Annotated in this window: 16 protein-coding genes and 1 pseudogene; 6 read left to right on the forward strand and 11 right to left on the reverse strand. The window is 67.8% G+C overall.

The features are described from left to right. Nucleotides 1–40 precede the first annotated feature (40 nt). Entirely contained in the window at nt 41–1,252 is a 1,212-nt protein-coding gene (locus CEX87_RS20840; RefSeq protein ID WP_094288922.1) for a DUF885 domain-containing protein, read from the reverse strand. Nucleotides 1,253–1,282: 30 nt separating this feature from the next. On the opposite strand from CEX87_RS20840, the gene coaA reads away from it, so the two are divergent. Further along, nucleotides 1,283–2,230: a type I pantothenate kinase gene (coaA, locus tag CEX87_RS20845; protein WP_064394962.1), complete on the forward strand. Its 948-nt coding sequence runs from the start codon at nt 1,283–1,285 to the stop codon at nt 2,228–2,230. A 4-nt stretch (nt 2,231–2,234) separates the two neighbouring features. On the opposite strand, the gene CEX87_RS20850 is transcribed toward coaA, so the two are convergent. The 4 genes from CEX87_RS20850 to CEX87_RS20865 form a co-directional block, all read right to left on the reverse strand. Then, nucleotides 2,235–2,642: a hypothetical protein gene (locus CEX87_RS20850; RefSeq protein ID WP_064420114.1), complete on the reverse strand. Its 408-nt coding sequence runs from the start codon at nt 2,640–2,642 to the stop codon at nt 2,235–2,237. 81 nt (nt 2,643–2,723) lie between these two features. Further along, entirely contained in the window at nt 2,724–3,161 is a 438-nt protein-coding gene (locus CEX87_RS20855; protein WP_064394960.1) for a hypothetical protein, read from the reverse strand. Between the two features lie 93 nt (nt 3,162–3,254). Continuing rightward, complete coding sequence (locus tag CEX87_RS20860; RefSeq protein ID WP_064394959.1) at nt 3,255–4,607, reverse strand: hypothetical protein; 1,353 nt, start codon at nt 4,605–4,607, stop codon at nt 3,255–3,257. 32 nt (nt 4,608–4,639) lie between these two features. Further along, entirely contained in the window at nt 4,640–5,431 is a 792-nt protein-coding gene (locus CEX87_RS20865; protein WP_064395000.1) for a (2Z,6E)-farnesyl diphosphate synthase, read from the reverse strand. Nucleotides 5,432–5,486: 55 nt separating this feature from the next. On the opposite strand from CEX87_RS20865, the gene trhA reads away from it, so the two are divergent. Then, the gene (gene trhA / locus CEX87_RS20870; protein ID WP_064394958.1) at nt 5,487–6,227 is read left to right on the forward strand and encodes a PAQR family membrane homeostasis protein TrhA; all 741 of its coding nucleotides are present in this window, start codon (nt 5,487–5,489) and stop codon (nt 6,225–6,227) included. On the opposite strand, the gene CEX87_RS20875 is transcribed toward trhA, so the two are convergent. The 4 genes and pseudogenes from CEX87_RS20875 to mca all read right to left on the reverse strand — a co-directional run bounded on the left by CEX87_RS20875 (nt 6,224) and on the right by mca (nt 9,751). Continuing rightward, a complete protein-coding gene (locus CEX87_RS20875; protein ID WP_064426941.1) occupies nt 6,224–6,595 on the reverse strand; it encodes a nuclear transport factor 2 family protein in 372 nt (123 codons plus the stop codon). The genes trhA and CEX87_RS20875 overlap by 4 nt on opposite strands. Before the next feature lie 10 nt (nt 6,596–6,605). After that, nucleotides 6,606–8,617, reverse strand: a pseudogene (locus tag CEX87_RS20880) (thioredoxin domain-containing protein). After that, complete coding sequence (locus CEX87_RS20885; protein WP_094288924.1) at nt 8,601–8,885, reverse strand: hypothetical protein; 285 nt, start codon at nt 8,883–8,885, stop codon at nt 8,601–8,603. The pseudogene CEX87_RS20880 and the gene CEX87_RS20885 overlap by 17 nt, the downstream one beginning before the upstream one ends. Further along, entirely contained in the window at nt 8,882–9,751 is an 870-nt protein-coding gene (mca, locus tag CEX87_RS20890) for a mycothiol conjugate amidase Mca (protein ID WP_064411963.1), read from the reverse strand. The genes CEX87_RS20885 and mca overlap by 4 nt, the downstream gene beginning before the upstream one ends. A 118-nt stretch (nt 9,752–9,869) precedes the next feature. Here mca and CEX87_RS20895 point away from each other — a divergent pair, with 118 nt between their 5' ends. From CEX87_RS20895 to CEX87_RS20905, 3 genes are all read left to right on the forward strand, one after another. Continuing rightward, complete coding sequence (locus tag CEX87_RS20895) at nt 9,870–10,292, forward strand: DUF4307 domain-containing protein (protein WP_067387945.1); 423 nt, start codon at nt 9,870–9,872, stop codon at nt 10,290–10,292. Nucleotides 10,293–10,539: 247 nt separating this feature from the next. Further along, complete coding sequence (greA, locus tag CEX87_RS20900; RefSeq protein WP_064346598.1) at nt 10,540–11,034, forward strand: transcription elongation factor GreA; 495 nt, start codon at nt 10,540–10,542, stop codon at nt 11,032–11,034. A gap of 54 nt (nt 11,035–11,088) precedes the next feature. Beyond that, nucleotides 11,089–11,751, forward strand: a complete 663-nt coding sequence (locus CEX87_RS20905) for a GOLPH3/VPS74 family protein (protein ID WP_094288926.1) — start codon at nt 11,089–11,091, stop codon at nt 11,749–11,751. A gap of 2 nt (nt 11,752–11,753) precedes the next feature. Here CEX87_RS20905 and CEX87_RS20910 read toward each other — a convergent pair whose 3' ends face one another. Continuing rightward, on the reverse strand, nt 11,754–12,902 hold the full coding sequence (locus CEX87_RS20910) for a cystathionine gamma-synthase (protein WP_094288928.1): 1,149 nt from the start codon (nt 12,900–12,902) through the stop codon (nt 11,754–11,756). A gap of 54 nt (nt 12,903–12,956) precedes the next feature. Here CEX87_RS20910 and CEX87_RS20915 point away from each other — a divergent pair, with 54 nt between their 5' ends. Further along, nucleotides 12,957–14,129, forward strand: coding sequence for an acyl-CoA dehydrogenase family protein (locus CEX87_RS20915; protein ID WP_094288930.1), 1,173 nt, complete (start codon nt 12,957–12,959; stop codon nt 14,127–14,129). A gap of 4 nt (nt 14,130–14,133) precedes the next feature. On the opposite strand, the gene CEX87_RS20920 is transcribed toward CEX87_RS20915, so the two are convergent. Continuing rightward, nucleotides 14,134–15,038, reverse strand: a 905-nt coding sequence (locus CEX87_RS20920) for a YciC family protein (RefSeq protein WP_094288948.1), incomplete at its 5' end; no start/stop codon positions are given.

A 15,038-nucleotide genomic window follows, 5' to 3' on the forward strand; every position in this document is an offset into this window, starting at 1 on the left:
GTCAGGCTCAGGCGGCTCAGGCTCAGGCGGCGGCTCGGGCTCAGGCGGCCCGCAGCGACGACGGGATCAACGGCTCGTCGAGCAGCGTGCCGAACCGCTGGGTCAGGCTGACCTCGTCGGGGCGTTCATCCAGCCAGCCCCGCAGCAGCCGGTACCCCTCGACGTAGGTGCTGGTGTAGGCGCGCCACAGCGGCGACGACAGGAACCGCAGCATCTGGCGGGCGCGTTGGTCGTTGACCAGCAGCCACTGCTTGAGGAAGGCGACGACGTCGTCGACGTCGCGGTGCTCGTCGTGCAGCATCAGGGCCGCGTCCTGGCGCACCTCGGCCAGTGCCGCCGTCGCCTCCGACACCGCCTGGGCGCGCTCCCCGTCGAACCGCAGCCCCAGGTCGGCGTAGATCTCGCCGGCCCACACACCCCATTCGGGCCCGCTCGCCGCGTACAGCGCGAGGTCGGCCAAGCCCTCTGCCATCAGGCACTGCGGGGTGTTGACCAGGAAGATGGTCTGCTCAGCCTGTCCCCTGCCCTCGACCAGGCCGGCCTCCTTGCGGCAGTGCTCGGTGTGGTGTCCCGGATACGACTCGTGCGCGACCAGCCGGGGCAGGTTCGACATCTGCTGCTTGAGGTCGGCGTTGACGGCCACCGTGGACTTGTAATCCCCGTGGTAGTAGTTGAAACCCGACCACGGCTTGTCGGTGACGACCTCGTAGGTGATGGTCTCCGAGTCGGGCAGCGGATACTCGGCGCGCACGCGGTCGCGCAACGCGCTGGAGAATGCGTGGATGCACTCTTCGAGGCGCGCAGGCGGAATCTCCTCGGCCGCGCGGTAGGCCTGCATCCGGTCGGCGAGCGGTCCAGACCCGCTCAGCACTTCGTCGAGCTGGCGATGGGCCTGCCGGTACCGCTCGGGGTCCCCTTTGGTGATGCGCACGTCGAAGTACGCCTCGACCTCGTCGACGAAGCCCACGTCTTCACCGGCGAATTTGCGGCCCGCACACGCCAGCGCCCGCAGGTGGGCGCCGATGTAGTCCACACGCGCCCGCTCCAGCCCGTCGACCGAGGTCAACTGCCCCAGCAGCCGGTCGGCTTGCTGTGCCAGGTCCGCGGGAACCGGCCTTGGTTCGGCGGCGACGGCACGGCGCAGCGCCGGGTCGCCGGTGAACGAGTCGACGTAACCCTCCTCCACCCGGTCGAAGCGCAGCCCGAGCAGCAGATACTCGCGGACCAACGAATCTGAGGTGCTGGCGTCCATGATCTCAACCGTAAATGCAAGACTGGGCGCATGGCGCGGCTGAGTGAACCCAGCCCATATGTGGAGTTCGACCGGAGTCAGTGGCGGAACCTGCGTATGTCGACGCCGCTGAAACTCACCGAGGACGAGCTGAAGAAGCTGCGCGGTATCGGCGAGAAGATCGACCTGCTCGAAGTCGAAGAGGTCTATCTGCCACTGGCCCGGCTGATCCACCTCCAGGTCGCCGCGCGCCAGCGGTTGTTCGCGACGACCGCCGAGTTCCTGGGCGGCGACTCAGACGGCGACTCTCAGCCCGACCGGCCGGTGCCGTTCGTGATCGGCGTCGCGGGCAGCGTCGCGGTCGGCAAGTCCACGACGGCCCGTGTGCTGCAGGCACTTCTGGCGCGCTGGGAGCATCACCCGCGCGTCGACCTGGTGACCACCGACGGGTTCCTCTACCCCAACGCCGAACTGGTACGACGAAACCTGATGGGCCGCAAGGGTTTTCCAGAAAGCTACGACCGTCGTGCGCTGATGCGGTTCGTGACGACGGTCAAGTCCGGCGCGGAGTACGCGTGCGCGCCGGTGTACTCGCATCTGCTCTACGACATCGTGCCCGGTGAGAAGCAGATCGTCCGGCATCCGGACATCCTGATCCTCGAGGGCCTCAACGTGCTGCAGACCGGGCCGACGTTGATGGTGTCTGACCTGTTCGACTTCTCGGTCTACGTCGACGCTCGCATCGACGATATCGAGAAGTGGTACATCGATCGGTTCCTCGGCTTGCGCACGACGGCGTTCGCCGACCCGGCCTCGCACTTCCACCACTACGCCACACTCACCGACGAGCAGGCCGTGTTCGCCGCCAGCGACATCTGGCATTCGATCAACCGGCCGAACCTGATCGAGAACATCCTGCCGACCCGGCCGCGGGCGACGCTGGTCTTGCGCAAGGACGCCGACCACTCGATCAACCGGCTGCGCTTGCGCAAGCTGTAGCCGGCTACCGGTTGATCCGGCGCCAGCCCTGGTACTGCAGTTCGGCGAAGGCCAGCGTGTACACGCCGGTGGCCAGGGTCAGGACCACGCCGATCGTGGTGAGCGGGAACACATTCGAGATCACGAGCACCACCGCTGCAACGGCGTAGAGGACGTTGGCCACGATGACCGCCATGCCAGCCGCTTTCAGCGACTGCAGCGCCGCCAGACCCAGCACCGCCGCCCCGTAGGCGATGAAGAACGCCGCCATTCCGTACTCGAAGGCGACGGTGGTGCCCGACGTGTCGGCCAGCCAGCCCGCGAGCGGAAGGGCTGCGATACCGGCGAGGCCGGTGAGGATCGCGTCGGCACGCATCGCGAAACGCAGCAGCGCGTCCGTCGACTCGTTCAGCCGTTCTGAGAGTGCGGTCATGATGGTTTCCTTTCTTGTGGGGGGTGGGGGACCGTTCCGGAGCCGACGCCGCAACCTCTGACGACGGCGGCTCCGGACCAGTCATGAGGGGGTGGACGTCAGGCGACGCACCCCGAGGTACTGGGCGTAGGCGAAGGCGAGGGTCACGGCGGTGAACCCGGCGATGCCCGCGACGCCTGCTTCGGTAAGCGGCAGCAAGCCGGTCGCGAGCACCGCAGCCACGGCAAGCGCGAACACGATGTTGCCGACCAGCACGCCGACTCCGACGCGGCGGACGTCGGACGCCCCGGCCGCCAGGAACAGCGCCGCGCCGTAGCCGACAAGCGCGGCGCCGCCGATCCACTCGCTGGTGGCCGACAGACCGCTCAACCGGGACAGGGGGTCGGCGGCCATCGTGATCACCAGACCGAGACCCCCACACAGCGTCGCGTCGGCACGCAGCGCGACGCGCAGCAGCGAGTCGATCCCGGCATCGCCGTCGCCGGTGGTGTTTACCGGGTGGGTGGTTGCAGTGGTCATGCCACCGACAGTGCTCAGATACCGCTGCCAGATCGACGCAGAACGCTGCCAGCTACTGCCAACCGCAGCTCAGGGCTTCCGCCCCACGAGCGCTCAGTCCTGAGCAGCGACCAGGTTGCCGCGCAGATCGGCGGCGATAAGCCGTGCGGCGGCGTTCTGCCAGTTGTGCAGCGACCGCTGCGGCACCTCGGTGACGAACCACTGCCAGGCCTGGCGGGCCACGGGGTCGAGTCCCGCGGCGGTGGCGTTCTGCGCATAGGCGCGCACCCCGACGACATACGGGAAGTACAGCGAGTTGTAGTGCCGCCACTCCTCGGTGGTGCCGAACTCGCCGCCGTCGCGCGGTTTGAGCCGGGCGATGCGATCGGCCAGCAGGGCCTTGAGTTCGGTCGCCCGCTCCAGTGGCTGGTCGGGGGCGCCGCGCGACGCCAACCGCTCGTCGATGATCGGCAGATTGGTCAGCGGGCTGGCGATCAGCTTGGACAGGTCACCGTAGTGCCCGAGCGCGCGGCGGGTGAGACGGACGAAAGTCTGCTCGTCGACGCCGTCGAGCGGATTGTCTTTGCGCAGCGGCAGCGCCGCCTCGGTACTGCGCAGGGCGGCGCGGTCGGCGCGCAGGGAGGGCGAACGCGAGAACGCCAACCGGTCGAGGGCGCCGGCCAGCGGGTCGGCCAGCACGTTGATCGCGATCGCGATCGCCAGGCTTGTGAACAGCAGCACCGTCAGCGCGGTGTCGTGGCCGGTGACCGCTAGACCGATCAGCGCCTGGCCGCCGAACAGCACCGCCACCACCGTCGTCGCCGCGAACGAGCGCAGCATGTCGGCGCGTAACGCCTGCCCCTCGTCGAACGCATCGCCGATCGCGACGGCCACCCCGAGCAGTGCGACGTCGAACCCTGTGCCCGCCAATGCCAACCAGCTGGGAACCAGCCCCAGCGGGATGATCAGGATCGCGTTGCCCAACGCGAAGAACAACGTCGCGACCACCACGAAGCCGACCACCGGCCCCGGCTGCGACCGGCGCAGCACCGCGTACACCATGGCACCCAGCGACGACAGCGAGACCGCCGCGAACATCACCCAATGACCAAGGCGCAGCGGCCCGTCGACGCTTCCGGCCATCGCGGCGCCGACGAACGCGGTCGCGGCCACCACGGCGACCAACCCGAGCTCGCCCGCGCGGCTGCGCCAGGTGTCACGGGGCCGGGACAGCTCGAGGAGCACCGCGAACCACGCGATGCCCGGCACGGCGACGAGGTAGACCTCGATGCGGCTGAGCACGTCGGCGCCGCTGACGGTTCGCACGGCATCGAGCGCGACGACCGCCGCGAAGCTCGTCAACCCGATCGCGGCCAGCACGAGCACGGGCTTACGCGGGTCGCGGGCCAGCAGGTACAGCCCCAACCACCAGCTGAGCGCGAAGACCACCGCCGACAGCGCAGCCATCACTTCAGTGTCGCATCAACTACGGCGTCGCATCACATTCCGTACCGGCGATGGCGCACGGTGTAGTCGCGCAGCGCGCGCAGGAAGTCGACCCGACGGAACGCCGGCCAGTAGGCGTCGGTGAACCACATCTCGGAGTACGCGCTCTGCCACAGCAGGAAGCCCGACAGCCGCTGTTCCCCCGAGGTGCGGATGACCAGGTCGGGATCCGGTTGTCCGGAGGTGTAGAGGTTCTCCGAGATCGCGTCGATGGTGACGGCTTCGATCAGCTGTTCACCGGTGCTGCCGTTGGCCAGCTCTTTGCTCAGCAGTTGGCGGACGGCGTCGACGATCTCCTGGCGCCCGCCGTAACCGACGGCGAGGTTGACGTGAAAGCAACCCGGACCCGCGTCGGTCGACCCGACCGCGTCACGCAGCCGGCGCGCGGGCTCCTCGCCGATCAGCTCCAGATCGCCGACCGTGCGCACACTCCAGTGGTTGGCGGGTGCGCAGATCTCCTCCACGACATCGGTGATGATCTCGATCAACGGGGACAGTTCGTCGGGGGCACGCTGCAGGTTCTCGGTGGACAGCAGATACACCGTGGCCATCTCGATGCCGGTTTCCTGACACCAGCGCAGCATGTCGGCGATCTTCCTGGCGCCCATCCGGTACCCGACGCTGACGTCGTCGTGGCCAAGGTCACGTGCCCATCGGCGGTTGCCGTCGCACAGAACGGCAATATGGCGCGGCAGTTGGGATTTGGACCGGGCCAGCTCCTGGCGCAGCCGCATCTCGTACAGCCGGTAGGCCGGCTCTTTGAGGCGCGGGGGAATGAGCTCCACGAAGATCCAGACTACTGTGAGGTTCGAAAACCCCCATGCCATTAGTGGAGGTGACATGACCCGATCCATCGACAGCACCGATTCCGATAAGTCCCGCGACCCGCAAAGCACTGCGGAGGACTTCCCGGAAGCCGTTGTCGACGGTCTCGCCAATTTCATCGGTAAGCCGCGCGCGCGGGGCTGGATCCACGTCTACGCGGCGGGGATCGCAGCCATCTGCGGCGCCACGCTGGTGTCGGTGTCGTGGTCGGTCGAGTCCACGCGCGCGGGCGTCGCGACGCTGATCTACACGCTCACCATCGTGGCGATGTTCGCGGTCAGCGGCGCCTACCACCGGGTCGACTGGAAGTCGCCCACTGCACGCAAGTGGATGAAGCGCCTCGACCACTCGATGATCTTCGTGTTCATCGCGGGCAGCTATACGCCGTTCGCCTTGCTCGCGTTGCCACAGACCGACGGCATGGTGCTGTTCTGGATCGTGTGGGGCGGTGCGATCGCCGGCGTGCTGCTCAAGTGCTTCTGGCCGTCGGCGCCGCGGTGGGTGGGCGTGCCGCTCTACATCCTGCTGGGCTGGGTGGCGGCGTGGTTCGTCGGACCGATCACGCACGGTGCGGGAGTGGCCGCGCTCGTGCTGCTGATCGTCGGGGGCGCGCTATACAGCATCGGCGGTGTGCTCTACGCGCTCAAGTGGCCCAACCCGTGGCCGACGGTGTTCGGCCATCACGAGTTCTTCCACGCGTGCACCGCAGTGGCGGCGATCTGCCACTACATCGCGATGTGGTTCGCCGTCTTCTAGAGCTGGGTGACGTTCTCGGGGGTCCAGTAGGCCTTCATCGAGGCGATCTTGCCCTCCTCGTTGAAGGTCATCACGCTGATGATCTCGATGCGCATCTTGTTCTCGCCGAGGTCGATGGTCAGCGTCCAGAAGAACGCCACCTCGTTGCCCAACGCCCGCAGCGTGACGACGTCGGCCTGGGCGCCCGTCGTGGGGAGCGCATCGTAGAAACCGCGGATCGCCTTGCGGCCGATGTGCACCTCGCCGCCGACCGGATCCTCGACGGTGCCGTCGTCGGCGTACAACTCGGCGATGTCGTCGGCCTTGCCCTGCGCGGCCAGTTCGAGGTAACGGGTGACGGTCTTGGCGTTGTCTTCCGGCGTCGGCATGCGCCGAAGGCTACACGGACGCGCCGAGGGCGGCAGCGAGTTCCGGCGCCGTGGTGACCGGCAGGTCGCACGTTCTGCCACGGCACACATAGGCGGCGTCGGCACCGCCGACGCGGTCGCGGTCGATCAGCAGTTCGGACGAATTCACCAGGCCGCCGACGACGACCGCTCCGCCCGGCGCGAGCCGCCTCGCTGCCGACAGCAAGTCCGACCGGGCGGGGTCGCACGCCACCGCGATCTGGATCGGCCCGCGAACCGCCGCCTCCGCGACGGCGAGCCAGTGTCCGCCCGAGCGCGGCAGCCGGGTCAGAATCGGCGTGGCCGCCGCCAGAGTGGCCTCGGCCGCCGCGCCGTAGCGATCCGCCCGCGACGCGGGGGCGAGGTGCGCCGCGGTGAGCAGCGCCTCGGCGATCAGCGACGCACCCGACGGTGTCGCACCGTCGAGCGGATCGGCCGGCCGCACCATCAATGTCTCGGCGTCGTCGGCGGTGTCGAACCACCGGCCGGGCCGGTCCGGGTCGGCGAAGTGCTCGAGCGCGATGTCGAGCAGCATCAGCGCAGCCTCCAGCCAGACCGTTTCACCCGTCATCTGGTGAACGGTAACAGACCGGTGGCCAGCGCGCCGTGGTCTTCGAGTATCGCGGCGCTCGCGCCCACCGAACCGCCGAGGCTCGCTCGCCGCAGTCTGCCGTCAACCATGTGCAGCTCCCATATGGCGCGGGCACATTGCGTTGCGGCATCGAGCAATTCGGGCCGGTCGAGCGCGACGGCGGCTTCGGCCAGCGCGGTGATCGCCAGCCCGTTCCATGCGGTGACGACCTTGTCGTCGCGGCCGGGTTGGGGGCGGGCCAGCCGGGCCGCCAGCAGCGCCGCCCGCACCCTGGCGAACCGTTCCGGGTCGTCGGGGTCGCGCGGAAGCTGCAGCACCGAGGCACCCTGTTCGAACGTGCCTCCCTCGGTCACCGCGAAAAGCTCTGCGGCCCAACGGCCGTCGTCCTCACCGAGAAACTCGCGCAGTTGCCCGGGGGTGAACACGTAGGTCAGCCCCTCCACGCCGTCCGCATCGGCGTCCAGCGACGAGGTGAACATAGCGTCGGCGCCAAGCTCGTCGATCATGAACGCGGCTGTCTCGGCAGCGACCTTGTGCGCCAGCGGGTTTGCGGTACGCCGCGCCCAGTGCGCGTACGCCCGCAACAGCAGGGCGTTGTCGTACAACATCTTCTCGAAGTGCGGGACCACCCAGGCGGCGTCGACGCTGTAGCGGGCGAAGCCCCCCGCCAACTGGTCATAGATACCGCCGCGGGCCATCGCCGTACACGTCCGCTCGACGCTTTCCATGGGCATGATGTCACCGGTGCGCTCGTGGTTACGCAGCAGTCCTTCGAGCAAGGCCGATGGCGGGAACTTGGGCGCGCCAGCGGGATTGGCGGCGAAACCACCGCGGGTGACGTCCTCGTCCTGCAGCACGGCGGCGACGGCGTGATCGCACAGCGCCGGTTGCAGGGGCGGTCCCCCACCGGGCAGACCGGAAGCCATCGACCGAAGTTCCTCGGTGATCTTGTCGGACGCCTCCTCGACCTCGCCGCGGCGGTTGCGCCAGGTGTCGGTGACCGCGGCCAGCAGTTGCAGGAAGGTCGGCTTCGGGTAGTACGTCCCGCAGAAGAACGGCCTGCCGTCCGGGGTGAGGAAGCAGGTCATCGGCCAACCACCCTGCCCGGTGAGCGCAACGGTCGCGTTCATGTACACCGCATCGAGGTCGGGCCGCTCCTCACGGTCGACCTTGATGCAGACGAAGCCGGAGTTCGCGGCGGCAGCCACTTCGGCGTCGTCGAACGACTCGTGAGCCATGACGTGGCACCAGTGGCAGGCCGCGTAGCCGATCGAGAGCAGGATCGGCACGTCGCGGTCGGCCGCCTCGGCCAGCGCCTCCGGCGTCCATTCGCGCCAGTGCACCGGGTTGTCGGCGTGCTGACGCAGGTACGGGCTGGTGGCCCGCGAGAGCGTGTTAGCCCCCGGGCTCACGTTTCGTCCCGTCGGGCGGCGGGTCGGATTCGATCGGCGCCCGGGGCTCGTCGGGCCGCTCGGTGGTCTGCTCGGAGTCCGAATCCGGCGGGTCGAACGACTTCGGCACCTTTCGCAGCTGCCGGTTCATCGACCGGACCAGCAGGAATGTGCCGATCAGCAGCAGCACCACGATCAGCAGTCCGAGTGGGCTGGCCTTGCCGAAGTCCGGTCCGGTGTCCCGGGGCGGGTTCTGGGCCAGCAGGTCGACGGCGAGCAGGAGGTTCATCGGCCCTCGATTCCGGCGAAGAGGTCGTCCTCAGGAAGCGATACGGGTACGCGCGAGCGGGCCAACTCGAACTCCTCGGTGGGCCAAAGCCGTTGCTGCCATTCGATCGGGGCGCGGAAGAAGTCCCCGTTGGGGTCGATCTGGGTGGCGTGCGCACGAAGCGCGTCGTCGCGCAGGGCGAAATACTTGGCGCACTCGACGCGGGTGGTGACGCGCTTGGCGAAGATGTCGTGCTCGGGATCCCAGTGCTTGAGCCACTTTTCGAATGGGCCTACCTCGCCGTGCTTGGCGAACTCCTCCTGCAACAGCTGCATCCGCTGCCGCACGAAGCCGTGCGTGTAGTACAGCTTCTGGACGTCCCACGGCTCGCCGGCGTCGGGGAACAGGCGGTGGTCACCGGCCGCCTCGTAGGCACCCATCGACACCTGGTGGCATCTGATGTGGTCCGGATGCGGGTAGCCGCCGTTCTCGTCGTAGGTGGTCATCACGTGTGGCCGGAACTCGCGCACGACGCGCACCAGGGCCTCGACCGGTTGCTCGAGCGGCACCACGCCGAGGCAGCCTTCGGGCAGCGGCGGAAGCGGGTCGCCTTCGGGCAGGCCCGAGTCGACGAAGCCGAGCCAGCGGTGCTCGACGCCGAGGATCTCGGCGGCCTTGGCCATCTCGTCGCGGCGGATCTCGGCCATCCGGCCATGCACCTCGGGCAGGTCCATGGCCGGGTTGAGGATGTCGCCGCGCTCGCCGCCGGTGAGAGTCACCACGAGCACGCGGACACCCTCGTCCACGTACCGAGCCATCGTGGCGGCACCCTTGCTGGACTCGTCGTCCGGGTGGGCGTGCACCGCCATCAACCGCAGTTCGCTCAACCTGCTCTGCCTATCATCGCGCTGTCGTCTCCGGCGATATCAACCCGCGGAGACCTTCCGATAGTCCCTATAGTTCCAGTTCTGTAGATCCATCCGACCGAGAGCCTTAGAAAACTAGATGATCGAACGCCCCGCCGCACGCTATGGCCGCCAGCGGCCGCACGTGGGCCGCCGCCGTTGGCTCGCCGTCGCGTTCACGTTGCTCGCTCTGGCGGTGGGGGTGACGGTCGCCGTGGTGGCGTTCGGGCGGTTCGAGAGCGAGCCCGTGACCGGCGAGTTGGGCGCCTACGAACTGATCGACGACGAGACGGTGTCGGTGACGATCAGCGTCACCCGCGAGGACCCGTCGCAGCCGGTTGTCTGCATCGTGCGGGCCCGTTCCATCGACGGCGCCGAGACCGGCCGTAGGGAGGTGCTGGTGCCTCCGTCGTCACAACAGACCGTGCAGGTGACCGCCCCGGTCAAAGCGACCCGCCAGCCCGTGATCGGGGATATTTACGGATGCGGAACCGACGTGCCGCCGTACCTGACGATTCCTTGAAATCACATTGATTCGTCGGTGCGGCAAACGCCGAACTGCGAATTCGTGAAAATCACGCCGCTTTGCGGTGCTACCATGGTCGGGTACACGGTTCCTGCTGGAGCCGTGTATTGCTGCATTTGGTGCTGTGATCGAGCACGCTGACCGCGGCAATACACGTCAAGCCCCAGCGCCGTACCACGAGACGTCTTACGCGAGAAGAGCGCGAGAACGCCCGCGAGACCCAGATAGACAGGAGCGCGACGATATGACCGATACGCAGGTCACCTGGCTCACCCAGGAGGCATTCGACCGGTTGAAGGCGGAGCTCGACCAGCTGATCGCCAACCGGCCCGTCATCGCCGCCGAGATCAACGACCGTCGTGAAGAGGGCGACCTCCGCGAGAACGGCGGCTACCACGCCGCCCGCGAGGAACAGGGCCAGCAGGAGGCCCGGATCCGCCAGCTACAGGAACTGCTCAATAACGCCAAGGTCGGCGAGGCGCCCAAGCAGTCGGGCGTCGCGCTGCCCGGTTCGGTGGTCAAGGTCCAGTACGGCGACGACGAGAGCGACACCGAGACCTTCCTGATCGCCACCCGCCAAGAGGGCATCAGCGACGGCAAGCTCGAGGTGTACTCACCGAAGTCGCCGCTGGGCGAGGCGCTTCTCGACGCGAAAGTCGGCGATGTGCGCACCTACACGGTGCCCAGCGGCAGCACGGTCAAGGTGAAACTGCTCGAGGCCGAGCCGTATCACGCCTGACGGCACCCGCAGCTGAATTCGAGCCGTGGGCGGGGCGCGGTTTAGCATCCGCTCATGGCGCAGATCGCCGAGGACTTGTTCCTGTTGCTGCTCGACAACGCGTCGGCGCAACCGGTTCTTGACCGTCCGCGCCGAGAGCGGGTGCTGGCCGCCGCGGTGCTGCTCGACCTGGCCCTGGCCTGCCGGATCCGGCCGGCGGTCGACGGTGAGGCGGTCGAATCGGGCCGCCTGATCGCGTTGTCGACCCCGGGCGCGATGGACCCGGTCACAGAACCGGCGTTCCAGCTGTTGCAGCGTCGCCCGTTGCGGCCGAAGACTGCGGTCAAGCGGCTGGCCAGGCACACCGAGGGCCACATCGTCGGCCATCTGGAACGCACCGGTCAGATCCGACGTATCCCCCTGCCGGACAAAAGGTTCGGACACAAATTCGCATGGCCGCTGACCAACCGCAACCGCGTCGGCCAGGCGCGGTCGGCACTGTTGTCGGCGCTGTTCGATCGCAGGCCGCCGGGCCCGACCACGGCGGCGATCATCTCGCTGCTGCACGCGATCGACGGCCTCGGTGCACTGCTGAGCCTCAACGACCGCGGGTGGCGGTGGGTACACGCCCGAGCCGGGGAGATCGCGCTGGGCAGTTGGGTCGAAGAGTCACCGACCGCGTTGCCCGAGATGAACCTCGCGGTCACGGCGTCGGCGCTGCGCCCGGTGCTGTCCTAGAGCTAGCTCAACGCCTGCTCGAGGTCGGCCAGTAGATCCGCGACGTCTTCGATACCGACCGACAGCCGCACCAGATCGTCGGGGACCTCCAGTTGAGATCCCGCGGTCGACGCGTGAGTCATCGCTCCGGGGTGCTCGATCAGCGATTCGACGCCACCCAACGATTCGGCAAGGATGAAAACCTTTGTGCGGGAACATAGTTTGCGTGCAGCTTCCGCTCCCCCGCGCAGGCGCACGGACACCATGCCGCCGAAGCCGGTCATCTGTCGGGCCGCGACCTCGTGGCCCGGGTGCCCGGGCAACCCCGGGTAGAGCACGGTCTCGATCGCGGGGTGTCCGTCGAGAAACTCGGCGATGACGGCCGCGTTGTCGCTGTGCCGCTGCATGCGGATCACCAGGGTCTTCAGACCGCGCAGGGTGAGGTAGGCGTCGAACGGGCCGGGCACCGCGCCCGCACCGTTCTGCAGGAATGCGAAAGCGGCGTCGAGTTCCTCGTCGTTGGTCAGCAACGCACCGCCCACCACATCAGAGTGCCCGCCGATGTACTTGGTGGTGGAGTGCAGCACGATGTCGGCCCCCAGCAGCAGCGGCTGCTGCAGAGCAGGTGAGGCGAAGGTGTTGTCCACCAACACTTTCACGTTCGACGTCGCCGAGATCTGGGCGATCGCGCTGATATCGGCGATCGACAGCAGCGGGTTGGTCGGAGTCTCCACCAGGATCATCCGGGTGTTGGGCGTGATCGCCGCGCGCACCGCGTCGAGATCGGCCAGCGCAACGGCGGTGTAGTCGATGCCCCACTGGGTGAACACCTTGTCGATCAGCCGGAACGTCCCGCCGTATGCGTCGTCGGGCATCACGACGTGATCACCCGGCCGCAGAATCGCCCGCAACGCGCAATCGGTCGCCGCCATGCCCGAAGAGAACGCCCGGCCATAGGCGGCCGCCTCCACCGCGGCAAGGGAGGCCTCCAGCGCCGCGCGGGTGGGGTTGCCCGTTCTGGCGTACTCGTATCCCCCGCGCAGTCCGCCGACGCCGTCCTGGGCGAACGTCGAACTGGCATAGATCGGTGCGTTGACGGCCCCGGTGGTCAGGTCGGGCCGGACGGCGTGGATGGCCCTGGTGGATAAACCCTGCGATTCGTGTGCAGACATCACCGCTCAGCCTAGCCACGACTGCGGTGCATGCCGACCGGGTAGACATGTCCCATGAATTCCGCGACACCCCTCGACGACATGCTCGAGCTGGATTCCCTGCTCTCACCCGAGGACATCGAGCTACGCCAGACCGTGCGCCGGTTCGGCGAACAACGGCTGCGACCGTTCATCGCCGAGTGGTTCGAGACCGGTCAGGTGCCGGTGCGCGAACTGGCCGCAGACTTCGGCAAGCTCGGGCTTCTGGGCATGCACCTGAAGGGTTACGGCTGCGGCGGATCGACCGCCACCGCCTACGGCCTGGTGTGCCAGGAGCTCGAGGCAGTGGACAGCGGGCTGCGCAGCCTGGTCTCGGTGCAGGGGTCGCTGGCGATGTTCGCGATTCACCGCTGGGGCAGCGAGGAGCAGCGCAACCAGTGGCTGCCCGCGATGGCGGCCGGTGAGGCCATCGGGTGTTTCGGGCTGACCGAACCCGACTTCGGGTCCAATCCGGGCGGGATGCGCACGACCGCGAAGCGGGACGGATCGGACTGGGTCCTGCGCGGGTCGAAGATGTGGATCACCAACGGGTCGGTCGCCGATGTGGCGGTCGTGTGGGCGCGGACCGACGAGGGGGTCGCCGGCTTCCTCGTGCCGGCCGGCACGCCGGGATTCTCGGCGACCGACATGACGCACAAGTTGTCCTTGCGGGCCTCGGTCACCTCCGAGTTGCACCTCGACGACGTCCGGTTGCCCGCCGACGCGAAACTGCCGGAGGCGCGCGGATTGTCCGGGCCGCTCAGCTGCCTGTCGGAGGCCAGGTTCGGCATCGTGTTTGGCAGCGTCGGCGCCGCCAGAGACTGCCTGCAGACCGCCTTGGACTATGTCGGCACACGAGAGGTGTTCGACAAACCGCTGGCGGGCTACCAACTGACGCAGGCCAAGATCGCCGACATGGCAGTCGAACTCGGCAAGGCTCAACTTCTCGCTCTTCACCTCGGCAGGCTCAAAGACGAGGGCAAGATCAAACCCGAGCAGGTCAGCCTCGGGAAGCTGAACAATGTCCGCGAGGCCATCCAGATCGCCCGCCAGTGTCGAACCCTGTTGGGCGCCAACGGGATCACCCTGGAGTATCCGGTCATTCGGCACGCCAACAACCTGGAGTCGGTGCTGACGTACGAGGGCACCTCGGAGGTGCACCAGTTGGTCATCGGAGAGGCGCTGACCGGCGTCAGCGCCTTCCGATGATCCGTTACTGCTGCGGGGTGACCTGAGGCGGCGGACCGGGCGGCAGGGGTTGCGGGTTCAGGTCGGCGACCTGACCACCGCTGAGCTTGCGATAGGCGTACACCTCGATGAGCGCCACCAGCGGAAGCGCGACAAGCAGACCGACGCCGCAGAGCAACGCCCCGACGAGCGTGATGGCAAAGACCGCCAGCAACGTCAGCAGCACCTGACCGAAGTTGTTCTTCGCGATGTCGAAGCTGGTCTTGATCGCGTCGATCGGCGAGAGGTTGCGGTCCAGCAGGGCGATCACGGTGAACATCGTGAAGATGGCCACGATGAATCCGGGGATGACGCACAGCGCAAAGCCGATCGAGGTCAACAGTCCGACGATCACGCTCGCGATGATGACGGCGCCGACGTTGCGCGGCTTGAAGAACGACCCGATGGTCACCGGCTGGCCGTTGGCGACTGCCAACATGCCGTTGTAGTAGGCGGATTGGATTATTCCGCCGACGACCAGGGCCACAATCCAGCCGAGGATCGTGATCGCAAGACTGGCCGGACCCGAAACGCTGTAGGAGAACGAGAACCCGTCGCCGTCGGACGAGTAACTCGTCGACTCCGGATCCACCACGGCCGACAGCGCGCTGAACACACCTTGCACCGCGAAAACGATGATCCCGTAGACCAGCGTCGGGACGATCAGCGCGGCGGCGTTGGAGGTGAACTTGCCCCACGCCCACGAGAACGCCTCACCGACGCTATACCTCGGGGCGCCAGGGAATCCCGGCCCACCCGGCGGTGGATAACCACCTGCAGGCGGGTAACCGCCCTGCCCCGGTGGCGGATAGCCGGCCCCCGGCGGGGGTGGCGGATACCCGCCCGGCGACGGAGGAGGTGGGTAACCCCCGGGCGGGTATCCGCCACCCC

This window comes from Mycobacterium lehmannii, assembly GCF_002245535.1.
GTDB classification, from domain to species: domain Bacteria; phylum Actinomycetota; class Actinomycetes; order Mycobacteriales; family Mycobacteriaceae; genus Mycobacterium; species Mycobacterium lehmannii.